This window comes from Pseudoalteromonas peptidolytica (assembly GCF_012641745.1).
GTDB lineage: Bacteria > Pseudomonadota > Gammaproteobacteria > Enterobacterales > Alteromonadaceae > Pseudoalteromonas > Pseudoalteromonas peptidolytica.
Genome location: NZ_WEHZ01000013.1, coordinates 58,926 through 82,325 on the forward strand (window position 1 = coordinate 58,926; position 23,400 = coordinate 82,325).

20 protein-coding genes are annotated in these 23,400 nt (G+C 42.7%); 4 read left to right on the plus strand and 16 right to left on the minus strand.

The window, feature by feature from the left end:
- Window positions 1-52: 52 nt before the first annotated feature.
- Together F9Y84_RS10450 and F9Y84_RS10455 are read right to left on the minus strand one after the other, a co-directional pair.
- The gene (locus F9Y84_RS10450) at window positions 53-997 is read right to left on the minus strand and encodes a substrate-binding domain-containing protein (RefSeq protein ID WP_225740820.1); all 945 of its coding nucleotides are present in this window, start codon (window positions 995-997) and stop codon (window positions 53-55) included.
- Between the two features lie 260 nt (window positions 998-1,257).
- Window positions 1,258-2,445 carry an MFS transporter gene (locus F9Y84_RS10455; protein WP_147391000.1) on the minus strand — a complete coding sequence of 396 codons (1,188 nt, stop codon included), beginning with the start codon at window positions 2,443-2,445 and terminating at the stop codon, window positions 1,258-1,260.
- 112 nt (window positions 2,446-2,557) lie between these two features.
- Here F9Y84_RS10455 and F9Y84_RS10460 point away from each other — a divergent pair, with 112 nt between their 5' ends.
- Together F9Y84_RS10460 and F9Y84_RS10465 are read left to right on the plus strand one after the other, a co-directional pair.
- Entirely contained in the window at window positions 2,558-3,448 is an 891-nt protein-coding gene (locus F9Y84_RS10460) for a LysR family transcriptional regulator (protein ID WP_128732522.1), read from the plus strand.
- Between the two features lie 204 nt (window positions 3,449-3,652).
- Entirely contained in the window at window positions 3,653-4,597 is a 945-nt protein-coding gene (locus F9Y84_RS10465) for a metallophosphoesterase (protein WP_147391001.1), read from the plus strand.
- A gap of 26 nt (window positions 4,598-4,623) precedes the next feature.
- Here F9Y84_RS10465 and F9Y84_RS10470 read toward each other — a convergent pair whose 3' ends face one another.
- Both F9Y84_RS10470 and F9Y84_RS10475 read right to left on the minus strand, forming a co-directional pair.
- Complete coding sequence (locus tag F9Y84_RS10470; protein ID WP_147391002.1) at window positions 4,624-6,330, minus strand: alkaline phosphatase D family protein; 1,707 nt, start codon at window positions 6,328-6,330, stop codon at window positions 4,624-4,626.
- 143 nt (window positions 6,331-6,473) lie between these two features.
- Window positions 6,474-7,394 (minus strand): sensor domain-containing diguanylate cyclase, encoded by a 921-nt coding sequence (locus F9Y84_RS10475; RefSeq protein WP_225740819.1) that lies wholly within the window; start codon window positions 7,392-7,394, stop codon window positions 6,474-6,476.
- A 204-nt stretch (window positions 7,395-7,598) separates the two neighbouring features.
- Here F9Y84_RS10475 and F9Y84_RS10480 point away from each other — a divergent pair, with 204 nt between their 5' ends.
- Together F9Y84_RS10480 and F9Y84_RS10485 are read left to right on the plus strand one after the other, a co-directional pair.
- Complete coding sequence (locus tag F9Y84_RS10480; RefSeq protein WP_147391004.1) at window positions 7,599-8,774, plus strand: efflux RND transporter periplasmic adaptor subunit; 1,176 nt, start codon at window positions 7,599-7,601, stop codon at window positions 8,772-8,774.
- Between the two features lie 2 nt (window positions 8,775-8,776).
- Window positions 8,777-11,962 (plus strand): efflux RND transporter permease subunit, encoded by a 3,186-nt coding sequence (locus F9Y84_RS10485; protein WP_147391005.1) that lies wholly within the window; start codon window positions 8,777-8,779, stop codon window positions 11,960-11,962.
- 256 nt (window positions 11,963-12,218) lie between these two features.
- Here F9Y84_RS10485 and F9Y84_RS10490 read toward each other — a convergent pair whose 3' ends face one another.
- From F9Y84_RS10490 to phrB, 12 genes are all read right to left on the minus strand, one after another.
- Complete coding sequence (locus F9Y84_RS10490) at window positions 12,219-12,644, minus strand: hypothetical protein (protein ID WP_125253134.1); 426 nt, start codon at window positions 12,642-12,644, stop codon at window positions 12,219-12,221.
- Between the two features lie 111 nt (window positions 12,645-12,755).
- On the minus strand, window positions 12,756-13,667 hold the full coding sequence (secF, locus tag F9Y84_RS10495) for a protein translocase subunit SecF (protein ID WP_147391429.1): 912 nt from the start codon (window positions 13,665-13,667) through the stop codon (window positions 12,756-12,758).
- A 1-nt stretch (window position 13,668) separates the two neighbouring features.
- Window positions 13,669-15,498 (minus strand): protein translocase subunit SecD, encoded by a 1,830-nt coding sequence (gene secD, locus F9Y84_RS10500; RefSeq protein WP_147391430.1) that lies wholly within the window; start codon window positions 15,496-15,498, stop codon window positions 13,669-13,671.
- Between the two features lie 634 nt (window positions 15,499-16,132).
- Window positions 16,133-16,600 carry a hypothetical protein gene (locus F9Y84_RS10505; RefSeq protein WP_147390567.1) on the minus strand — a complete coding sequence of 156 codons (468 nt, stop codon included), beginning with the start codon at window positions 16,598-16,600 and terminating at the stop codon, window positions 16,133-16,135.
- 117 nt (window positions 16,601-16,717) lie between these two features.
- Window positions 16,718-16,993 carry an HU family DNA-binding protein gene (locus F9Y84_RS10510; RefSeq protein WP_125253138.1) on the minus strand — a complete coding sequence of 92 codons (276 nt, stop codon included), beginning with the start codon at window positions 16,991-16,993 and terminating at the stop codon, window positions 16,718-16,720.
- A gap of 153 nt (window positions 16,994-17,146) precedes the next feature.
- The gene (locus tag F9Y84_RS10515; RefSeq protein WP_147390568.1) at window positions 17,147-17,671 is read right to left on the minus strand and encodes a DUF2878 domain-containing protein; all 525 of its coding nucleotides are present in this window, start codon (window positions 17,669-17,671) and stop codon (window positions 17,147-17,149) included.
- The gene (locus F9Y84_RS10520; RefSeq protein WP_125253140.1) at window positions 17,643-18,905 is read right to left on the minus strand and encodes an SAM-dependent methyltransferase; all 1,263 of its coding nucleotides are present in this window, start codon (window positions 18,903-18,905) and stop codon (window positions 17,643-17,645) included. Before F9Y84_RS10520 ends, F9Y84_RS10515 begins: the two co-directional genes overlap by 29 nt.
- A gap of 1 nt (window position 18,906) precedes the next feature.
- Window positions 18,907-19,638 carry a DUF1365 domain-containing protein gene (locus F9Y84_RS10525; RefSeq protein ID WP_125253141.1) on the minus strand — a complete coding sequence of 244 codons (732 nt, stop codon included), beginning with the start codon at window positions 19,636-19,638 and terminating at the stop codon, window positions 18,907-18,909.
- Window positions 19,635-20,888 (minus strand): NAD(P)/FAD-dependent oxidoreductase, encoded by a 1,254-nt coding sequence (locus F9Y84_RS10530; RefSeq protein ID WP_147390569.1) that lies wholly within the window; start codon window positions 20,886-20,888, stop codon window positions 19,635-19,637. Before F9Y84_RS10530 ends, F9Y84_RS10525 begins: the two co-directional genes overlap by 4 nt.
- A complete protein-coding gene (locus tag F9Y84_RS10535) occupies window positions 20,881-21,597 on the minus strand; it encodes an SDR family NAD(P)-dependent oxidoreductase (protein WP_147390570.1) in 717 nt (238 codons plus the stop codon). Before F9Y84_RS10535 ends, F9Y84_RS10530 begins: the two co-directional genes overlap by 8 nt.
- A complete protein-coding gene (locus F9Y84_RS10540; RefSeq protein ID WP_125253144.1) occupies window positions 21,594-22,019 on the minus strand; it encodes a nuclear transport factor 2 family protein in 426 nt (141 codons plus the stop codon). Before F9Y84_RS10540 ends, F9Y84_RS10535 begins: the two co-directional genes overlap by 4 nt.
- A gap of 5 nt (window positions 22,020-22,024) precedes the next feature.
- The gene (gene phrB, locus F9Y84_RS10545; protein WP_147390571.1) at window positions 22,025-23,398 is read right to left on the minus strand and encodes a deoxyribodipyrimidine photo-lyase; all 1,374 of its coding nucleotides are present in this window, start codon (window positions 23,396-23,398) and stop codon (window positions 22,025-22,027) included.
- Window positions 23,399-23,400: the final 2 nt, after the last annotated feature.

Consider the following 23,400-nt stretch of genomic DNA (forward strand, 5'->3'; position numbering starts at 1 on the left):
TTCAAAGAATGCGTACATTAAACTCGGGGTTGTTAAACATAGAAGGGGGTCTTTAGTAATTTACCGTGCAGCTTCGTGTATTTTCTTGGTTACAATAATGAAAGTCTAAATAGTAGCTGTCTTGTGATGGCATTTTTCCCAATTTAATGGCGTGATACAGCAGCTCAGCTCCCTTGCGACCCATTTCAAACGGGTTTTGACCAATGTTTATTGTGGACAAGCGGCTTTCTAAGGCTCTCAACTGTATTTCTTCAGTATCAGCCGAAATAATTACGGCTTTTTCGCTACTCACTTTTTCCCTGTACGGAGCCAACTTCGTTATATATTTCGGATGAAACTGAGCAAAACCTGCTACCGCTAAAAAAATAGGCGGTTTCTCATACTGCATTAGTGCCAATAGTTGGCTAAGAGCATCGTCACGCTTGCCCATCGTATATAGTGGGCAGCGCTCAAACTCAATCCAGCCATGCTCGCCTTTAAGTGGCTCTATACTTGAGTGCTCAGATAGTGCATACCTGACACCGTTCATTCGCTTATCTAGGTTTGGTGTTGAGTGGTGCCCTGTTTGTATGCAGATTTGTTGTGGCTCGCTAGACTTAAATGCTTTGGCGGCTTCACCTAACGCAACACCGAACGAAAAATTATCGGTACCTACATATGCGAGGCGATAACTTTTATGTGCTTCCAGTAAATCTGAATCAAAGGTTATTACTGGTATATTAAGCTGCTTTGCTTTTTTCAGTGAACGCGAAACCAAGAAATCAGAATCAGTCGTGGAAATTAATAACCCATCTACTTTTTGCGATAATAAGTCATTTATCACTAAGCTTTGTGTTCTAAAGTCCTGATAATCATCAGCACCATCGTAAATACATGTCAAGTCAACATGACGACGTGCAAAATGAACACAGCCTTTGAAAGATTGCTCATAAAAGCTGTCGTTTTTAGTCTTACCAACGACGGCAATGGTTATGCTGGCGTACGCGTTCTGGCTCATAACTAATAGGCTTATCAAGCCTATTGCGATTACAATAAAACGCTGTACTTTATGAGTTAACTGCATGTTTCGAGTGGACTATTTTTAATCTCTACAGCAAGCATAACCGATATTTTAGACAACGCAACCCTCAATAAACCGGCATATAAAGCAAGCAACAGGATGAACAATTAATGCAATGCCTAGGCTAGTCGCCCTACTCATCTAGAAGCACTTCAATAACGAACAATTCACAGAACGCTAAGCATTGCAGGTTTATTTTAATTATTGGCGTTCGTAAACTCTCTGTCTTTGGGTTTACTATCCAAATGTCCGCTATAGCGGGTTGCTATCAACGCCATCATGCTTATCACTGCACCGACCCAAGCGGTATCTTGCAGTGACATGCTGTCAACAATCTGCCCCCCAAGAATAGATCCAAGTGCGATCCCTATGTTAAATGCCGCAATATTAAAACCTGATGCGACATCAACCGCCTTAGGAGAAACCTGCTGAGCCAATTGCACAACATAGACCTGTAACCCAGGCACGTTACCAAAGGCAAAAGCTCCCCATAATACGACCGTTATTATCACACCGACTTTGGACTGCATAGTGAAGGTAAGTGCCAACAACACCAGGCTAAGCATGGTAAAAATAATGGTAAGCGCACTGACAGCCCCCTTTTTATCAGCTAGTTTACCACCATAAATATTCCCGACCGCAACAGAAACGCCATACACTAGCATGACAAGGCTTACCGCAGTAGAACTAAACCCAGCTTGTTGTAATATGGGAGCCAGATAGGTAAAAGCGGTAAACGTGCCACCATACCCCAATATTGTGATTAAAAACACAAGGAGTAGCCTAGGCTGTGCAAGCACTTTTACTTGCTCTGAAAACCTTGCGGCAGGCGCTTTTTCAAGATTTTTAGGAATAAGCAATACGCAACCAACGAGTGCGATAAAACCAAGCCCAGCCACAATTAAGAACGTCGCCCGCCGGCCAAATATTTGCCCTACCCATGTACCTAACGGCACCCCGGTGACTAAAGCAACGGTCAGGCCTGTAAACATAATAGCAATTGCGCTAGCAGCGCTTTCTTTGGCCACTAAACTAGCTGCAATTGTCGCACCAATAGAGAAAAACACCCCATGTGCAAGCCCAGTTAGAACACGAGCAATAACTAACCTTTCATAACTTGGAGCTTGCCAAGCGATAAGGTTACCGAGAATAAATAGCACCATTAAACTGATAAGCAACCGCTTTCTCTCCCATGTGTTTGTAAGCGCAGTTAATAGTGGAGCGCCTATCGCTACGCCAATCGCGTAAAGGCTCACTAATAAACCTGCGCTAGGCAAAGACACGTTCAAATCAGCAGAAATGGTTGGGACTAACCCAACGATGACAAATTCAGTGGTTCCAATAGCGAATGCACTGAGGGTCAGTGCGAGTAAAGCAAACGGCATAGTGTACCTTTTGTGCCAAGATTAAATAGTTGCTGTAGTGTGCGTGAAGTTTTATTTGCCAAAAACAGTAAAAATGACAAAATACTTTTGTCAAAATTGAAAAGGTAACCCAATGGCTGTGAATTCAAAATCAGAAGATCTCGACGCTTTCGTTAGTGTGGTAGATACAGGAAGCTTCTCATCCGCTGCCAATTTGATGGATCAACAAGTTGCAAAAGTATCTAGAGCTGTAACCCGCTTAGAAAAGTCATTGAATGTAACGTTATTAAATCGTACCACGCGGCGTATCGAGTTAACTGAAGAAGGAACACTATTTTTGAACTATGCGCGCCAAGCGCTGAATACGCTTGCCCAAGGAGAAGAAGCGTTGCGGCTTCTGCGATTTTCCCCTGCAGGGAGGCTAAGAGTAGATGCTGCCAGTCCATTTGTACTCCACCAGCTTACCCCTTTACTTAAAGGCTTTAATAATGCTTTTCCCGCGATTAATCTTGAAATTACCAGTCATGATAGCATCATTAATTTGCTGGAATACAAAACTGATATTGCAATTAGAATTGGCGATTTACCTGACTCTAACCTCCATGCTCGCCTATTAGGGCGCAGTAAATTACATCTAGTCGCAAGCCCTGACTATCTTGAAAAGCTTGAAAACCCAAAGAATGAGCCTCTTGAACTTGCTGATCATCGCTTAATTGGCTTTACTGATGCGCCGCATCTCAATCATTGGCCACTACACACACCACAACAACTAAAATTTTCCATAAGTGCGTCGAGTGGCGAAACTGTGCGGCAACTTTGTATTGCTGGCCACGGTATCGCACTTTTATCTCACTTTATGGTCTGTGACGATATACGTTCAGGTAAACTGGTTGAGGTATTTCACGAGCGCATTGTTTCACCTAATAGACGAGAAACAGTGCAAGCTGTTTACTATCAAAATAGTGCCGTCTCATCGAGGGTTTCTGCATTTTTAGATTACATTACCCCTAGACTGCAACTTTGATTATCAAATTAAACAAGTTACAAATTCAGTATGTACGCTATAGATCAATCAATGTGTTTCATTTTAATCTACAATCACAGCTCGCTATGTGTTGAAAATACAACCGCGAGCCATGAAAGCCTATCGCTTAAAATCCCCATTGTAGATACTAATTCTGTCACAGAGATAGTGTATGATGCCTAGCTCAATCCAAGGAGCATTATCGTGTCACAAATATTCTCATTTACTATCGTACTTACTTTTCTGATTTGCACATTTCATGCTTCAGCAACTTCCTTTTTAGCTTTTGGCGATATGCCATACACACAGGTAGGCCATGAAATGCTGACATCAACAGGGGTGTTACATAAGTTAGCGAATGCGACTGAGCATGACTTTATCGTCCATGTTGGTGATATGAAGTCTGGCTCACTTTCATGCACGAATGAATTACTGCGCAGCAATTATGCTCTGATTTCTAATGTGAGTAGCAAACCCTTTGTCTACACACCTGGGGACAATGATTGGACAGACTGCGATCGTGAAACACTCTCGCCAAGATATGATGAGCTAGAAAGGCTGAACTTTATTCGCGATAACTTTGCAGTCCAAAGCCCTCATTTGCCACAATTTAAGCGCCAACTCACTCTACCAGAAAATCAGGCATGGGTAATTGATGACGTACAGTTTTTAACCTTGCATATCCCCGGTACCAATAATGGCCGCAGGCAGATTTTACTTTCAAATAAAAAAGCGGCGTACAATGCATCCCAAAGTCGTGATGAAGAAAATATAAAATGGCTGAATAGCTTGCTATCTTCTAAGCGTAAAGCGGCGGTTATATTCATGCAAGCCGACCTATATCAGCCACATAAGTACTCTGGACACTGTAACAAAACGACTAAAGCCAAGTGCGATGGCTATCAGCTATATCGCGAAACATTTGCACAATATGCAGCAAGGCTTAGTTATCCACTATTGCTGATCCATGGCGATACCGGTGAGTTTTGCTTTACTAAGCTTGCAAACAACCTGTGGCGGCTCAATGCACCGGGAGATTTTCAGTTTTTAGATATCGCAAAAGTCACTGTTACTGACGACAAAAATAAACCGTTTTCGGTTTCGGCATTGCACTCAAAGGCAAAGGTTGCCAAATGTAAGGGGCTGTAAAGCCCCTTTACTGTATGAGTCTAAGGTTATAATAACAGCTCTTGTTGTTTACTATGGCTTTCAAACTGCTCTTGCTGCACTGTGTCTACAAAGACCCACTCACTTTCTATTTTCTCTTTGCTGATATTAAGTGTTAAATAACCGCGCTGATGAATATTGGCATATTCAAGGTCATCTACTAACAATGTTAATACCTCAGCAAACTGTAACGCCTGCTCATCGCTCAATTGCAAATAGTGCTCAAGACCAGGAGAGCTCACCGAGGCCGTTGCATATTCATAGCCGCAAACCTCTCCCTTGGTATTACATAATTTACCTGACCACGCATTATGTGTGTCACCCGCAACAACGACTAGGTTTTTATTAGCGGCTTTTGCTGTCTGTAAAATAACTTCACGCTCAATCGGGTAGCCATCCCACGCATCAAGGTTGTACGGTGCAGTAAAATCTACTCGTGCTTTTTCTTGGACAGTTAGGGTCGGATCGCCCGCTATTAATCGTGTTTTTATTTGCGCAAGCTCAGACAGTTGTGCTGACATCTGCGCAGAAGGGTTTGCTAATGACATGAGTAACTCAGCAGGGATCATCATTTTGGTCATTAATACCTGCTGTCCCAACACTTGCCATTTGGCAGATGAAGTTTTCATATTATCGGTTAACCACGTAAGCTGTTCAAGTCCTAACAGTTGTTGCGTCGGTGCAGTGAGATCAGCTTGAAATCCAGTTATATCAAGTTGACCGCTTAAGGGGTCAATATAGTTTTGGTAATCTAAAGATTTTGCTCGACTTTCGTGGCGTGTGTCTAGCATATAGAGTGATAGTAAATCACCAAATTCAAACTTTCGATACAGACTTTCTAATTGCCCTTTGACCATAGGGCGTACTGGCATCCACTCATAATACGCTTGAAGGGCAGCAAGCTTACGGTCAGAGTATTCTCCCTCACCTTCATTATGATTTTCAGCGCCATCTAAATAGGAGTCGTTACAAACTTCATGGTCATCCCACACTGCAATAAAAGGCGTATTAGCATGGAGTGCTTGTAAGCCAGGATCCGTACGATACTTTGCATATCTCAAGCGATAATCATTTAACGAAATGATTTCTTCTGCATTATCGGACTCTAACGCTCTGCCCATTTGCGTCGCATTATCAGTCGCGTAGCCGCCCATACCATATTCGTAAATATAATCACCTAAATGCAATACAGCGTCTAGGTCATTACGCTTTGCAGCTTCTGCGTAAACATGAAAGTACCCAGCAGGATAATTTGCACAAGACATAACCGCCAATTTAACTTGGTTTACGTCATTAACAGGTAAGGTTTTGCATCTACCGATTGGTGAATGGGTTTCTGTGGTCACAAAACGGTAAAAGTATTGGCTATTTGCGCTTAGATCACTAAGATCGACCTTCACCGTATAATCGTTCTTCGCCTGTGCCACTAGCTGATGGCTTTGTAACAGCACCCCAAAATCCTGAGATTCAGAAACTTGCAAAGTGAGTGCAACACTACTTGGATTGCCTTGCGGCGTTACGCGAGTCCATAGGATAACTTTATCTGATAACGGGTCGCCACTGGCAACACCATGGTCAAACGCCACGGTAAAATCATTGCTTGCTATATCCTTACTACCACTACTGCCACATCCGGTTAGCGAAACACTCACGGTTGCTGCCCCAATGCCAATCAGTGCACTTTTGATAAAATCTCGACGGGTAAAACTTGCCATTATTCTCGTTCCTTAACTACACAGTGCACCTTACGCTCTATTCTCCTTTTTGTATAAATAGATAACAGAGATGCACTGACTAACTTTTTGGACTGACAAGCTTAATGGGGCATTATGACAATTTTAGGACTGGTCTTATCTGTTTATTGCTCCATGGCAACCACGCTACCTCGTCCTTGACGTTTTGCCTCGCTCAGCGCTTCCTCAGCGCGGTGGATCATTGCTTCTACCGAGCTTTGAAGACCGCAAAACTCCACTACCCCGAACGAACTAGTAAGCGCGATGTTTTTATCACAAGCCACCTCAAAGGCTTGCTGCACAATAAGATTTTTAGCACGAGTCGCCAACAATGAGGCACCTTCAAGAGCAGTATTGGGCAATAACAGGGCAAACTCAGTACCATTGATCCGTGCTATTATGTCGGTTTCTCTTAACATTCCATTAAGTAGGGAACTAAATTCAACAAGTACCCTATCCCCTGCGGCATAACCATATTGCTCATTAATTGTTCTAAAATGTTCAATGTCGGTAATAATTAGACTAAAAGGAACTCGGTAGCGCTCATATAACTTAATTTGACCATCAAGCTTTTCACTAAGTTGTCTGCGACTAGCAACCCGTGTCATCGGATCGATCTGAGACACAAAGTCGAGCTCGTTTTGCAAATGCGCTCGTTCACTCTCGAGCACCTTAATCGCGGTAATATCTTTACCGTAGATGAGATAAGCATGGGAACTTAACGGGAGGCACTTTACACTAAAAAACACGCCGGTCAGGGTATCAATCTCCAATTCGGTAGCGCCCAGGTCTTGATTGCCCTTCAGACTTAAAAACCAGTCAGCCAATTCATCGCCGTCAATTCTGTCCTCAAAAACACTCCCCTGAGCAGATGAAAATAGCGCCTCTATTGTATTGCCAATTAACGACTTGTTGTGCTTACCAAGCAATGTTGCCATCGTATCATTACAAAAGGTTATCACATTCTGTTGGCTCACTATCGCTACTGCATCTTCACTTTTGTTCAGCGCTTCAATCAGTGTCATTTCTAAATGGTTTTCGCTCAAAATAATGGTTCTCCCTTGGCTTTTCCATACTGTAAAACAATTTATTTAATTTATCTTCTATCTCAGATAAAGCGCTCTCTTATTTTGGAATACACATCAATCAACATTTATTGATTCTAATTTGGCACCAATCATTTTCCCAATTATCTGTATTTAACGCAACAAATGAAACGTATAGTGTGCGTCATATACACAGGAGGCACTATGTTCAAACCAACCAGACTTGTCACACTCATTTCTGCTTTACTCTTACTCAGCGCATGCGGTGGATCAGAGCAAGCGATAACTAACGCTCCACAGTTACAACCTATCGATGTAGCTGCCACACCACAGATAAATGTTGCCGATTGGCACACTTATACAACGCGTCTTTCTTCTCCCAATGAGGTCGCGTTACGCGCCCGCGTAACTGGCGTTGTTCGATCGGTAAATTTTAGAGAAGGTGATACTGTTGAAAGAGGTGAGGTTCTTTTTGAGCTTGATGACCGTACTTTTTTAGCTGACGTGGCCAGCCTTGCTGCGCAAGTAACTCGAGCAGAGGCAGCGCTTTCGCAAGCGAAAAGTGAGTCTGCTCGAGCTCTTCGTCTTAGTAAACAAAAAGCCATATCCACTGAAGAAGTAGACGCTCGAGTTTCACTTACGGCACAGCGTCAGGCTGAATTAGACGCCTTAAGAGCCTCTTTTAAGTCTGCACAACTTAATTTGGAATTTAGCAAAGTCACGGCTCCTATTAGTGGAAAAATTTCATTTGCTGAAGTGACCCAAGGCAATACGATCCGTGCAAATGACACGCTACTCACAACGATTGTCGCGACCGACAAAATGTATGCGTATTTTGATATTGATGAACGCACATGGAACAGTCAATTCGCCACAGTAACCGACACAGATAAATTACCAGTAAAACTTGAGCTTTTAGGTAGCCAGGCACAGCCAATTATCGGCCAGCTAGACTTTATTGACAATGCTATCGATAACCACTCAGGCACCCTAAAAGTAAGAGCCTCTTTCGATAATAAAAATGGTTTGCTACGTCCAGGGTCGTTTGCTCGTGTGAGTTTATCATCCGGAGAACTTAATAACCGCGTGATAATACCTGATAAAGCTGTTGGTACAGATCTTAAAAATCGTTTTGTGCTTGTCGTAAACGATGCTAACACTCTTGAATATCGGTTAATCACGCTGGGTAATCGCTATGGTGAGTTTCGTGCGATTGAGTCAGGACTGAGCGCAGGTGAGCGCATTGCAGTCAATGGCCCTGCTCGGGTGGGCCCTGGAATGCCCATAAGTCCAAACAATGTAACACTTACGCTTCCCGAATCCATTTCAGCTCAAGTCGTTGCAATGACCGAGATTGAGTCAACACAGGGACTAAATTAACAATGAAATTTTCACATTTTTTCATTAAAAGGCCTATCTTTGCCGCAATGATGTCACTGGTGATACTTATCGCCGGTGCCATCTCCTTGTTTCAGCTGCCGGTCAGTGAGTATCCTGAAGTCGTACCTCCGACTGTTGTAGTGTCAGCAACTTACCCAGGCGCTAACCCCAAAGTCATTGCCGAAACCGTAGCAACGCCTTTAGAGCAAGAGATCAATGGGGTTGAAAATATGTTATACATGTTTTCACAAGCAACTAGTGACGGCCGACTGACACTCACCGTTACGTTTGCACTAGGCACAGATCTAGATAGAGCACAGGTTCAGGTACAAAACCGTGTAAACAGTGCCACGCCCAGATTACCAGAAGAAGTGCAGCGCCTTGGTGTAGTCGCAGAAAAAGCTTCTCCAGATCTTACTATGGTCGTGCATTTGGTGTCACCCAGCGGCTCCCATGACACGAGTTACCTTTCAAACTACGCGGATATTTATGTTAAAGACCAGATAGCACGACTACCTGGTGTTGGCGACGTACAGCTGTTCGGTGGAGGAAAATATGCGTTGCGGATTTGGCTAAACCCCGAACAATTAGCTGAGCGTAACCTAACTGCCAGCGATATAGTTAAGGCGATAAAACAACAAAACCGTCAAGTTGCGGCAGGCTCATTAGGTGCACAACCGACCACCAATGATAACCAATTTCAAATACTGCTAAACGTAAAGGGCCGCTTGGCAGAGATAAACGAGTTTGAAAACATCATCGTCAGTGTATCTAACGATGGAGCAATCACTCGATTACGAGATATAGGTCGAGTCGAGCTTGGACAAGATAATTATGCGTTACGTGCACTATTAGATGGAAACGAGGCTGTTGCGATGCCTATTTTCCAGCGCCCAGGCTCAAATGCTATCGAGCTTTCTGATCAGGTGCGTGAAACCATGAAATCACTTGCGACACGTTTTCCTGAAGGAGTCGAATACGATATTGTGTATGACCCAACAATCTTTGTACGCGGCTCTATAGATGCGGTTATCTCAACCCTTCTAGAAGCCATTGTTTTAGTTGTATTGGTGGTTATTTTATTCCTACAGACATGGCGCGCATCTATCATTCCTCTTGTCGCGGTACCAGTATCGTTAGTGGGCACTTTTGCTGCCATGCAGTGGCTTGGCGTCTCCATTAACACCCTCTCCTTATTTGGTTTAGTACTTGCCATTGGTATTGTCGTCGATGATGCTATCGTTGTTGTAGAGAATGTAGAGCGTAATATTGAAAACGGTCTTGCACCTTTCGAAGCCACAAAGCAGGCGATGTCTGAAGTAACAGGCCCGATTATTGCCATCGCGCTAGTGCTGTGTGCCGTATTTATTCCCACCGCATTTATTACAGGACTATCGGGGCAGTTTTACAAACAATTCGCCCTTACTATTACTATTTCTACGTTAATTTCCGCTTTTAACTCTTTGACATTATCTCCAGCGCTTGCGGCGTTACTGCTAAAACCACACGGTGCCAAGCCTGATAGGCTCACTGTGATATTGAATAAACTATTTGGACAGTGGTTATTCAAGCCATTTAACCGATTTTTTGACAAAGCAGCACAAGGCTATGTCGCGCTTGTAAAAAGGCTGATCCGCTTAAGTGCTATCGTGCTAGTCATTTATCTAGGGTTGATTTTTGCCACAACAAAACTGTTTGATACCATCCCTGGAGGCTTTATACCGCAACAGGATAAACAATACCTCGTTGCTATCGCTCAGCTCCCAGATGCAGCCAGTTTAGATAGAACAGAGGCTGTTGTTCGTGAAATGGAACAAATTGCATTAAATACACCGGGCGTATTGCACTCTGTATCATTTCCGGGGTTATCTGTTAACGGCTTCACAAACAGCCCTAACAGTGGCATTGTATTTGTCACTCTGGATAAATTTGAAAATCGCACTACACCTGAACTTTATGCTTCCTCAATCGCAGCAAAGTTAAATCAGCAATTTACTGCCATAGATGAAGCATTTGTTGCCGTATTTCCACCGCCTCCTATTCAAGGTCTTGGCACAACTGGTGGTTTTAAATTGCAAATTGAAGACCGTGCTAACCTCGGATTCGAAAAGCTATTCGCAGATCTGCAAGCAGTAATAGCCAAAGCTCAGCAACAACCTGAACTGATGGGACTTTATTCTAGTTTTCGGATCCAAGTACCACAAATGGATATTGACATCGACCGTGAACAAGCAATGGTGCAAGGGGTGCCGCTTGAGGAAGTATTTAACACATTACAGATCTACCTTGGCTCGATGTATGTTAATGACTTTAACTTGTTTGGTCGTACATACCAGGTGACAGCACAAGCTGACGCTAACTTTAGAGCAGATCCTGCACAAATATTGTCGTATAAAGTCAAGAACAACTACGGCCAGATGGTGCCGCTTGGCGCGGTATTAAAGGTAACGCCAACCACGGGTCCTGATAGAGTTATGCATTACAATGGTTATCCAACAGCAGAATTAAATGGTAGCCCAGCTCCAGGTTTTTCATCGGATCAAGCGCAAGTTGCGATTGAAGCGGTGTTAAATGAAACCTTAAGTGAGGGTATGGCGTTTGAATGGACCGAAGTAACCTATCAACAAATTCTAGCTGGTAATGTGATGATTTATATTTTCCCGTTAGTCGTCTTATTGGTATTTATGGTCTTAGCTTCACAGTATGAGAGTCTAAAATTACCTTTTGCAATTATATTAATTGTGCCTATGACGATTTTGTCTGCCCTGGTCGGTGTCTGGTTGACAGGTGGTGATAATAACATCTTCACACAGATTGCATTGATCGTACTGGTTGCTTTAGCCTGTAAGAATGCCATTTTAATGGTCGAGTTTGCTAAAGAGGAATATGAGCAAGGAAAAACAAATTTAGCGGCTATTATTGAGGCATGCAAATTAAGGCTCCGCCCAATTCTGATGACATCTATTGCGTTTACAGCTGGTGTCGTTCCTTTAGTTTTAGCGACGGGTGCTGGCGCTGAAATGCGAGAAACAATGGGAATTGCGGTATTCTCTGGCATGATTGGTGTAACGTTATTTGGCTTATTGTTCACGCCAATATTTTTTATGGCGATGACCAAACGCTTTCATACTTCTGCCAGCCACCAGATAAAAGCGGCTCACCAGCAGGTTGAAACCGACGTCAATTAGTTTGAAGGTAAGTAGTAATCATCTTAAAGGTCTCCAAGGAGGCCTTTTTTATTCCCCCAATCTAAGGAGCTGAATTAAGAGGTCTATTTTGAGGCGGGAAAATCTTGTCTATAACTTCGCTATCGCGTCCTACTACCGCTAAGATACCTATATCCATGTAGGAAAGACAAAATTTTGCTATTTAGTTGTTCTAAATAAGGAATTTTTAACGCTATTAGCGTCAGGTTTACTCCTTCAAATTGAGCAACAATTAAGTCTAATTGGCATTATAGTGGAAAGATAGATTTTGATTAACGTATTCAACGGCAGTGTCCAGATCGACAAACAGCACTTGCTCTATTGGCTCTGGCATCCCAATTTCTTTTCGAAGCTTTTCCATTTGGCGCTTTGCAATCGCTGAATTTAGTACATAACCTGCACTTACACACCCTAGTTGCAGACACCGTTTGGCGACATTAACCAATAAATCATAGGCTTGCGGTGTAGCGGCAATCGCTTTTTCTGAATAACTAACATAACCCCATGCTGGCACCGCAATTTCATCACGACATTGTTCCATCGTCCGAGAAAAGAAATGGATCATGGATTCATTAATATTGCCTTCAAAGCAGGCAAATAGGATATTTTTTTCAGTCCAAAGGGTGACCTTACCGCAACGAGTCTGAAAACTGTATTTTGACATTAGCGCCCACCAACTCCTTTCAACAGCCGTGAATTATATCTTAGTCAACAAAGGTTAAAAAAGAGTTTGCACTACTTTTTTAACCTTCCACTTGATAAATGCTTGCTAAAATCAGGGTTCTGCAAGCTGCTTCTTCGTTGCTTCTGACTCTTCTTTGCGGTAATTGTTATATGATAATCCCATAAACTGTGGCAAAGTCGCGCTAATTGCAAGTGATGATAGTGTACCAACTGCTATGCCACAGCATAGCGCCATGGCAAAACTACTCAACCCGGCTCCTGCGAGCCACCATATTGACAGTACAGTTGCTAATGTTGTCAATGAGGTAATTAACGTACGACTCAACGAATCTTTTATCGCTTGATCAATGACTTTTGCCACAGGCGCTTGCTTGTAACGTTCCTCAAAAAGCAGCTCCCTCACTCTGTCTCCAACCACGATGGAGTCATTGAGAGAGTACCCGATGATAGCCAGTAACGCAGCTAATACCGTTAGGTCAAATTCAACCTGCGTGGCAGAAAATAACCCTAACGTAATAACGACATCATGAAATAATGCAATACTTGCTGATACCGCTAGACGCCACTCAAAACGACATGCCAAATAGAGCAGCACGCTCAGTAAAGCAAATAATCCTGCCAGTCCGCCTTGCTCAATAAGTTCATCACCAACTTGAGCGCCAAGATAACTGGCATCTAATACCGTTGCATGCCATTGTGAGTTTAGCTCCGAATTCCACTCTTTTACCTTTAAATCATTAGTAGAAGAAGGAGTCTGAAATATTCGCCAACTGCCATCCATTTGCAGGTCAATTCGAGCATTATCCACCCCGAGCTGATGTAACTTCAGTTGCATTTCATCAACAGTGACGGACTTTGGTACATCAATTACAGTGACATACCCACCTGTAAAATCTTGCCCAAAAGCGATTCCTTTTTGGGCTATTGTAACCAAGCTCGCGAAAACCAATACCACCCCTAAAATAAGCCCTATCAATCTGATGTGTTGCATATTACTTTTCATATTACTTTCCTCCTTGACGCTGCTGAGAATATAAAGACTCAGACAGTAACCCCGATACAATAACCCCAGCAAAAATACTAGTCACAATGCCAAGCGCTAGCGTGATAGCAAACCCTTTCACCGGCCCATATCCAATCCCAAGCAGAATAAGTGCTGTGATCATCGTTGTTAAATTAGCGTCAACAATACTGGACATTGCTTGTTGGTAACCTTGCTTTAATGCTATCACCATGGTTGCTCCTTTTGACCTCAGCTCTCTTACCCGTTCAAAAATAATAACGTTTGTATCCACTGCCATACCAATTGTCAGCACCAAACCAGCAATGCCTGGAAGCGTCAACACAACTCCTGGCAATAATGACATTAAGCCAATGAGGCATACTAAATTGACGAGTAACGAAATAATTGCGATGACTCCGAGCTTTCGATACCACAGAGCCATAAATAACAAGGTGATGCTGAGTCCAAGCGCAAGAGCTTTAAAGCCGCTTTCAATATTTTTCTCACCCAAAGATGGGCCTATTGTTTGCTCTTTTACTATTGTGATTGGTGCATCCAACGATCCTGCTCTTAGTAACAACGCTAACTCTTGCGCTCGTTCCATTGATTGCATATTGGTAATGCTAAAGCGGGTATTTAGTACTTGTTGTATAGTTGCAACCGATATCACCTCTGTATGCTTTTTAGTCTCTCCACTGGTACTGACGTAGTACTGTGCAAACACAGTCGCCATTGGCTTGCCGACATTTTGCCGGGAAAAGTGGTTAATCTTTTTACCACCACTTGATGATAAAAATAGCTCTACCAGCGGTTTACCGTATTCATCTCTACCGGCCGTGGCCGATTCAATTTCATCACCACCAAAAATTGCGGTAGGGTCAATATTGATAACGTTTCCTAATTTATCTTTTATTCTCTGGCCGCCTGCTGTCTGTAACGCATGGAAAGATAATTTGGCAGTGGCACCTATTATGCGTTTTGCTTGGTCAGGGTCTTGCACCCCCGGTAGTTCAATACGGATATAATTATCACCTTGTCGTTGGGTTACCGCTTCAGTGATCCCGAGTTCCTCAATTCGCGAGCGCAATGTTGATAATGCCTGAGTCATTAACTGCTTATGAAGCTCAATTTTTTTTGCCTCGGGAAAAGATAAAGTCAATGTAGTGAGACTACCATGGGCTTTTCTATTGCTGCTAAGGTGCGGATACCGGTCGCGTAAAGTAGTGCTTAATGCTTGTAACTCTGTTTTCCCTTGTACTGTTGCAACTATCTCGACCTCTTGAGCATTGACAACTTGAGGCGAAGATAGATGGCGATAGCGGTTGTTAATTCGAATGCTATTGGCCTCATCTGCAACAGATTGCAGTTGGCTCAGCATTGCCTGCTCAACATCAACTTTGAGAACAAACAATACTCCCCCATCTAGGTCTAAACCGAGCTTGATTGGCTTTAATCCAGTATACTCAAGCCATAAAGGCATTGTGGATGCACTTATTACTTTAACATTTAGTTCATTGTGCAGTGCGGCTATATGCGCCCTAGCCTCTGCGGTAAGTGCTCGATTTTCTAGCTCTACTAAGTATCCACCTTGATGTGATATTACCTTTTTTACCTTAAAGCCTTCATTTTCCAGATTATTTTTTAGCTCAGGTACAGATACAACAAGCACGTTGTTAGCGCTTGCCTGAACCTGTATTAAGTTCTTATTTGGGTATAAGTTTGGTGTAGCACAAATTATCAGTATCACTATGATAATTGCGGTAAAGAATTTCTTGAAGCGCGACGAAGTTGTCATGCCGTGCTTGCTATTCAATTGTTCTATATTCTGCATTTTATTCTCATTGGTCGAGCCAATTTATTTATACCAATTTGCTTGATCCTGATTTCCGATGATAAGTAGTTCATTTTGTGGCAAGAAAATCGTCTCTATAACACCATAGTCCCTGCTCGTGTAAAGGTATCTACATGCTCTGAGCAAGGAAAGTTTCGCTATTTAGTAGCTGTAAACTAGAAACTTTTAACACAGTTGGCATCAGATTTACTGCTTCAAATTGAGCTCATATTAGGACAAATTAGTATTAAAACTGGCGAGCATGCCAATACTATTTCGACTTTTACTAATTTTGTATTTACCAAATCAGTTGTGGCAATTATCTTAATTAAGTGATCAACTTGCCTACACGGGCACTGGTATGTTGCCTTCGTTGACCAGCAAAATTACGCAAAGTAAGTAAACCATCGACCAATATTGGATGCTCAAAATTCAAATTAATACCAAGTATCTTAATTAAGTGATCTATTTTGAGGCGAGAAAATCTTGTCGATAACCAGGCAAAAATTTTGCTATTTAGTTGTTCTAAATAAGAAATTTTTAACGCTGTTAGCGTCAGATTTTATCCTTCAAATTGAGCAAGTATTAGGTCTAATTGGTATAAGGTTAACTTTAAATCCGAAATGAACGATGATTATACGTCGTAGCTTAGACGACCTTTGAAGATGAGGTTGGCTGGTTTGCAGGTATCGATAGAGCCGTTTGCTGGCCGTGTATCAGACATGTACCACGGTAAATCATTGGGTTTTTCCATTTGATAAACCATGGCAGGAACATATTTTGGCTCTGCTAGCGCAAACGCCAGTGCATATTCCGCTTGCTGTTTTGGATGCAAGAAATAACTAGGATGATTGGAGCGCTCTCTCTCTGGTAAAAAGCCAGTATCATGATCGTTGTCATCATGTGAAAGCTTGAACGGCATAACTTGCTTATGCTGATCTGGTTGATTAACTGGTAACTGAATAGCATCATCGGTAATAGACATCGACTTTGTTACCGGTATAGGAGAAGTAGTATTGCAATCAAGTTCTGTCGCACACGCAGCACCAACCCATAAGAGTATAAGTAGCGAGAGTATTGCTGGCAGACTAAAACGTTTCATTGCAATTATTAGTGTAAGATAATTTAAATCATAAGTTGGGGCGATGTTAGCAGATTCAAGACTGCCGAGATATAAAAAAACCCCCGTTTTCGGAGGTTTTTCTGTCCAGCGTATGGATTACAAGTTTACTTGGTCTTTTAGACCTTTACCCGCTTTGAACGAAGGAATGTTCGCAGCTGGGATCTGGATTTCAGCACCAGTTTGTGGGTTACGGCCAGTGCGAGCAGCACGCTCTTTTACAGTGAAAGTACCGAAACCAACTAAAGCAACTGAACCACCTTCTTTCAAAGTGTCCGTTACTGCGCCAGTGAATGATTCTAGAGCGCGAGTTGCCGCTGCTTTTGAAATTTCTGCGTCTGCCGCCATCTTTTCAACTAGTTGAGCTTTATTCATTATTAGATTCCTATAACTTTATAATTTGCCTAAGCAAAACCTATGGTTATGCATTTTGCCTTTGTGTGCAACCCCAAAATTGATAATTTAGACTAAATATTTATTATTTTGCGCTGTTTTAGCTCAAAGCGCACAGTTTGAGACCAAAAGCTATCAATTTGCGTGTCCACGCGCAAGGTTTGTACCTAACAAAAACCGATTAATACAAATAATAATATAAAAGCCAACACTCCACATTGCCCCAAATGTCGGCCAAAAAACGTACCAAGGTTGATGTATTGTCAACACATCAAAGTTCGCAGCGCCTAGATAACTGGGCGGCGCACACACCGCAAAAAGTAATATTTGCACAGGCATTGGTAAAGTAAGCAATTTAGCGAGTGCTTTATTTAATGTTAATAGCAGCGCTATCCAAAGTACCCAAAGCCAAAGAGGGATAATTGCCTCTCCTTGATAGCTCATTAGATTACTTTCAACCGCTGTATACTCAACGAGCACACCTATCACGGAGCCAGCTAATGCCAATATCATGTTCAACCGTCTGTTTGAATGCCCCAACAGCATTATCACGCAGCCCGCTGTCATAAACCAAAGTGCCTGAGACTGAAAGAACAAAGCTGCAAACCAAACACTTTGAAATATCAGCGCGTTAGTAATCCAATGCTGCAACACAATCATTTGACTGATATCCGGGTTTTCTAGCAACTAGGTGAATGGCACTGGTTGCTCGACGCTTAAACGCGCCTTCGCAATAGCACAAGTAAAACTCCCACAAACGGTAGAAACGTTCATCAAATCGCTTGCTATCCAAAGATGGCCAAGACTTTTCAAAGCGAACTCGCCAATCATACAAAGTTCTTGCGTAGTGAAGCCCTATGTCATGTAGCTCATGTACTACCATGTCTGTTGCGCTTGAGATTTGTTTACTCATCTCGGTGACTGAAGGCAAACATCCGCCCGGGAAAATATATTGTTGGATAAAATCAGATTGCTTTAGATAGTGCTGATAACGTTGACACGCGATGGTGATTGCTTGGATCAACATGGCACCAGACGGCTTTAGGAGTGCATCGCATTTCGCAAAAAAGCCAGAAAGATATTCATGTCCTACGGCTTCAATCATTTCAATTGAAACCAATTTATCGTACTGCCCTTGTAAGTCTCGGTAATCTTTCTTCAATAGAGTAATTTTATCACCAAGTCCTTCCTCTACAATTAACTTCTCCACATAAGCGTGTTGCTCCTCAGATATTGTTGTGGTCGTTACATGGCACCCATGGTGTTTGGCGGCATAGATAGCAAAAGCCCCCCACCCAGTGCCTATCTCGACCACTTTGTCAGAGGCTTGCAAGTCTAGACGTTTGCATATTGCAGCGAGTTTATATTGCTGTGCCTGCTCAAGTGTCGCCTCTTTACTGGGGTAAACAGCACTCGAATAAAGCATTTCTTCGCTGAGAAACGACTCGTAAAGGTCATTTCCTAAATCGTAATGGGCTTCGATATTACGTTTCGAACCTTGTTTTGAGTTTTTGTTCCTAAAGTGCTTAAGCTTGTGTGCGATATTAGATAAAACCGCAAACTTTCTTTCAAAGGCATCCAACTGTGCTTGGTTGAGCACGAATATTTCTATTAATGCTGTTAAATTAGAGCAACTCCAATGACCCAAAATGTACGCTTCTCCAGCGCCTACGCTTCCTCCGAGCGCAAACAATTTATACATTGCGGCGTCGTGAACCACAACTTCAGCAATAAGCTCTGAGTCCATTGAGCCAAAGTGATGTCGGTTACCGCCTTCGACAAGCACGACCTTGCCAGACTCCAAGGTATTTAAAGCGCCGAAGACGAGCTTCTTGTATAACTTATCTAGCGTGCTGAGTGATATTGATGAGGTGATTGTTGTGGTGTTTTCCATCTTAAACTCTTCCCGGATGCCCAATGAAGGGTACCTTCTTTAAAAATAACTTTAACGCTTGCCAATAGATACCCTTTGCTATACTCCACGTCATCGCAGGAAAGCGACGTAACAAGCGGTTGATGTTCTTGTTAGTCAGTGCCTGCTTTTTCAACGCCAAAGTCGCATCGAATAGCAATTCGTTACCTTTTCTGTTCTCTATATGGATAACTGTGGTTTGTCCTGGCGGCTTTACTTTCCAGTGATAACGCATATCCAAATTCATAAAAGGTGATACGTGAAAAGCTTTTTCAAAGTTCACATCTTCATGTAAATCAACTGAATAAAAATAGCGCTCGTTCCAAGGCGTGTTACTCACCTCTGCAAGCATATGACTGAAGCCTTGTCCGTTTTCATGCTCAAAGAAGTAAAAGTTCACTGGACTAAAATAAATACCAAAGCAGCGCATTTGTGCCATCAGATAAACTTTGGTCGAGTCTGTTACAGGTCGGCCTAGTTGTTTAGACTTTAAATAAGCGCGTTGTAGTAAGCTGCCTTCACCATCTTTGATGTAGTCCTGCTGATTAAACTTGAGCAGTTTTAAGCCAGAGGAGCCAAACACTGACGAGATCCCGTTCAGGGACTCTGCCTCATGTAAGTCAATCCACATCATATACATCGGGTAAGAAAAAGCATGATGAGCGTGCGCAAAACGCCTATGTCTCACTCTCCCTACCAAGATGGCACTGTTCAAAATTCAACTCCAAGCTGCCTTGCGACATCTACAGCACTTTTGACACCATCTTCGTGAAAGCCGTTAAACCAATAAGCGCCACAAAAATAGCTATGATGTTTGCCATCGATTTCAGGCTTTCTTTTTTGTGCATCAATGCTGGCCGTGTTGAAGACCGGATGATGATATACAAATCGTTGGATCACTTTGCTTTCATCAATGCCGCTATCATGGTTTAGTGTGACACAATATTGATGTTTTGCGTCTAGCCCTTGAAGTATGTTCATTTGGTAGGTCACGACTGCGGCCTTGTCGGTCGCCTCGTTTAGCAAATAGTTCCAACTCGCCCATGCCGCTTTACGTTTAGGCAGCAGGCTTGTGTCGGTGTGAAGCACAACTGAATTTGCCGTATATGGAATAGCGCCAAGAATTTGTGTTTCTTGTTCCGACGGCGAGGCCAATAATTCAAGCGCCTGATCGCTGTGGCACGCAAACACCACTTTATCAAACTGCTCTTGGTGACCATCCTCAAATACCAAAGTCACGCCATCATCGTCGCGTTGTACGCTAGTGAGTTTGGCATTCAGAACAATATTCTCACGGAACTGTTCCACTAATGGCGCAATGTATTCTCTGGAGCCACCAGGGATCACATACCACTGTGGGCGGTTAGCAATATCCAAGAGACCATGATTGAAGAAAAAGCGCACAAAGAACTTAGCCTCGAAGTCGAGCATCTCTTTGATACTTGTAGACCAGATTGCCGCCCCCATAGGTAGGATGTAATGCAGTTTAAAAAATTCATTAAAATTATGATGGCTTAAGAGCTTACCTAATGTTTCGACGCCATTATAGTCATCACGCTGGTGTAACTCTTTACATACTGTATTGAACCGAACAATATCTTTTAGTAGCTGCCAAAACTTGGGTCTAAACAAGTTGCGTTTTTGAGCAAATAGGGTCCATAGTGAATGCCCGTTATACTCAAACTCTGTTTGGCTATTGTGAACGCTGAAGCTCATCTCTGTTGGTTTACGCGTAACGCCTATTTCTGCGAGCAGCTTTTCAAACTTTGGGTATGTTCTGTCATTAAATACAATAAAACCGGTATCTATTGCGATTTTTTCGCCATTATTTTCTACATCAATAGTTGCCGTGTGACCACCAATATAATTATTTTTTTCAAACACTTTGATATCGTGTTTACGGTTCAGTAAATACGCAGCAGCCATACCTGAGATGCCACTACCAATGATTGCAATTTTAGCCACGGGCTATCCTTTTCGCGAGAGGCAACCATAAAGAAAATGGTAAAAGCCTAAGAAGTTTCAAAAATAAGGTAAAACGTCTGGGAAAGTGTATTTCCCTTTTGCGCTTAGAGATCCCCGCGCTTATGTATCCTACTGCGTCTTCGACGCTGACTATACATGGCATCGGGAAATCATTTTTGTCTGTTAGCGGTGTTTCAACAAAACCTGGATGTACAACTGTGACGTCCACACCTTTTAAAGTAACAGAAAGCGTTCTAGCTAGATAGCTGAGTGCCGACTTTGACGCGCCATATGCTTCAGCACGAGGCAATGGCAAAAAAGAGCTGCTAGAGCTGATGATACATAGCTGACCGCCTCGTTTGATTTTGGGTAGAATAATGTCTAAGCAATGCCCTATTGAAATCACATTAATGGTCATGATCCGTTCAAAAAGGTGGCCGTCAAAGTCATTCGGGTTGTCAATATATTCACAACCGCCAGCATTTAGAATAACCAAATCTAGCTCATCAAGGTCGGCAAACTGACGCTCTATTTCTTCACGCTTCGTTAAATCAAACGCTTTCGTTTTTACGCCACTCTCTTGTGCTAGCGAACTAAGAATCTCAGTATTTCGCCCACATGCCGTAACGGTATCGCCCTGGTTAGCATAATATCTGGCCAACCCCTTACCTATGCCTGATGTTGCACCCGTGATCAGTACATGTTTCATCCAGTCACCCTCTTATCAAGCATACGAATTATGTTGCCAAGTACAGGAACCTGACGGTATAACATTTGTGCGCTATCGAAATAATCTCGGTGGTAAGCAACTTTATCACCTTTAAAGCTCAATCTACTGTGCCCATCAACATCAATGGTCTTTCCACCATTAAGCTTTGGATGACGATAAGACATTATCCAGTAAATAAAGCTAACATCATCAGACTGGTAATCGCTTGTCACTGTAAAATTGATGTCAGCAACATTTTCATATAAAGCTTGAAAGTACAGTGTTAGCTGTTCAAGTCCTTGGATGTGATGGAGCGGATCTGTGAAATTAATATCGTCTGTATAAATCTCTGCTAGCTTGTCTAGACAATGCTTGTCGATTTCGTTATACACTGACACAAATCGCTGGGTTTTGTGATCCATACCTTTTATACCTTAAATGCCTCAAGCGCTCTTGCTCTGGCTTCTTTGTGATCCACAATTGGTGCACAATACTGACCGCCAAAAGCCGACAAGTAGTCGTGCGGAAAGTGGATGTGCTTAGCTGGAACGTTTTTCAATTCAGGCACATAGGTACGAATGAAAGTACCATCAGGATCAAACTTTTCACTTTGCGTAATAGGATTAAATATTCGAAAATACGGTTGAGCATCGCATCCTGTACTTGCAGCCCATTGCCAACCACCATTATTACTCGCTAAGTCCCCATCAATAAGTTTAGACATAAAGTAGGCTTCACCTTGACGCCAATCGATCAATAGGTGTTTTGTTAAAAAGCTAGCCACTATCATGCGTAACCGATTGTGCATCCATCCAGTTTTGTTTAGTTGACGCATAGCCGCATCTACAATGGGATAACCTGTTTGACCTTCGCACCACAATTGAAACACCTCGGGAACTGCCTGCCATGCAACAGCATTGTATTTTTCGTTAAAGTTAGAGCCTTTGCATAACTTAGGAAATGCAACGATTAGGTGTCGATAAAACTCACGCCAAATTATTTCATTTATCCAACAAAACTCCGGCTGGCTCGGTCTCTCTAGTACTTCAGGGTTATCGAGTTGGATCTGGGTTAGCAATTGCTTAGGTGAAATAATGCCAAGTGCAAGATATGGACTTAAACCTGAAGTTCCCTTGATTGCAGGGAAATCTCTATCGCCCTGATAGTCTGTCAACTTATCTTTAATAAAACGATTAACAACTGCCACGATAGATTCATCATCAACCGGCCACTTCTGTGATTCCATGGTCATTGCAAAAAAAGATGGTGTAGTAAATTCACCGGCGCTGCGCTTTTCAAGTGGCCAATGTTGAAAGTTAAACCGCTGATCTGAAAATAATTTGAGCCACGCTTTCTTGAATGGCGTAAATACTTTGAACATTTCACCAGAGCCCGTCAGCACGGTACCCGGGGGGGCAATTACATCTCCATCAAAACATCTCAGTGAAACCCGCTTAGAGCACTCATTGTCGCGTGCAATTTCATTTACTTCATATTCTTTGTTTGCAAACAGACGACTGATGTTATTTTCTTCGCAAAATGCGCTGAGCCGCTCTGGCAGCTCAGTGAACATGCCCGCCTCAATAATATGTAGCTGGACACCAAACTCGCTCAATAACGCGCCAAGCTCAACCAGCCTCCGCTCCAATAAGTCTATCTGGATAGACGCGGTATTGTGTTGTTGCCACTGTGGCTTACAATAAAAAAAAAGCGCATCTCGTGCGCCTTCATTTATGGCTTCTATCAAAGCCTCATTGCCGTATACCCTCAGGTCACGGCGAAACCAAAAAGCAGTTTTCATGG

Excerpts from the sequence above, each read along its gene's own strand:
- F9Y84_RS10450 (WP_225740820.1), bottom strand. The coding sequence starts at position 997 with ATGAGCCAGAACGCGTACGCCAGCATAACCATTGCCGTCGTTGGTAAG.
- F9Y84_RS10455 (WP_147391000.1), bottom strand. The coding sequence starts at position 2,445 with ATGCCGTTTGCTTTACTCGCACTGACCCTCAGTGCATTCGCTATTGGA.
- F9Y84_RS10460 (WP_128732522.1), top strand. The coding sequence starts at position 2,558 with ATGGCTGTGAATTCAAAATCAGAAGATCTCGACGCTTTCGTTAGTGTG.
- F9Y84_RS10470 (WP_147391002.1), bottom strand. The coding sequence starts at position 6,330 with ATGGCAAGTTTTACCCGTCGAGATTTTATCAAAAGTGCACTGATTGGC.
- F9Y84_RS10480 (WP_147391004.1), top strand. The coding sequence starts at position 7,599 with ATGTTCAAACCAACCAGACTTGTCACACTCATTTCTGCTTTACTCTTA.
- F9Y84_RS10485 (WP_147391005.1), top strand. The coding sequence starts at position 8,777 with ATGAAATTTTCACATTTTTTCATTAAAAGGCCTATCTTTGCCGCAATG.
- F9Y84_RS10490 (WP_125253134.1), bottom strand. The coding sequence starts at position 12,644 with ATGTCAAAATACAGTTTTCAGACTCGTTGCGGTAAGGTCACCCTTTGG.
- secF (WP_147391429.1), bottom strand. The coding sequence starts at position 13,667 with ATGAAAAGTAATATGCAACACATCAGATTGATAGGGCTTATTTTAGGG.
- secD (WP_147391430.1), bottom strand. The coding sequence starts at position 15,498 with ATGCAGAATATAGAACAATTGAATAGCAAGCACGGCATGACAACTTCG.
- F9Y84_RS10505 (WP_147390567.1), bottom strand. The coding sequence starts at position 16,600 with ATGAAACGTTTTAGTCTGCCAGCAATACTCTCGCTACTTATACTCTTA.
- F9Y84_RS10510 (WP_125253138.1), bottom strand. The coding sequence starts at position 16,993 with ATGAATAAAGCTCAACTAGTTGAAAAGATGGCGGCAGACGCAGAAATT.
- F9Y84_RS10515 (WP_147390568.1), bottom strand. The coding sequence starts at position 17,671 with ATGATTGTGTTGCAGCATTGGATTACTAACGCGCTGATATTTCAAAGT.
- F9Y84_RS10520 (WP_125253140.1), bottom strand. The coding sequence starts at position 18,905 with ATGGAAAACACCACAACAATCACCTCATCAATATCACTCAGCACGCTA.
- F9Y84_RS10535 (WP_147390570.1), bottom strand. The coding sequence starts at position 21,597 with ATGAAACATGTACTGATCACGGGTGCAACATCAGGCATAGGTAAGGGG.
- F9Y84_RS10540 (WP_125253144.1), bottom strand. The coding sequence starts at position 22,019 with ATGGATCACAAAACCCAGCGATTTGTGTCAGTGTATAACGAAATCGAC.
- phrB (WP_147390571.1), bottom strand. The coding sequence starts at position 23,398 with ATGAAAACTGCTTTTTGGTTTCGCCGTGACCTGAGGGTATACGGCAAT.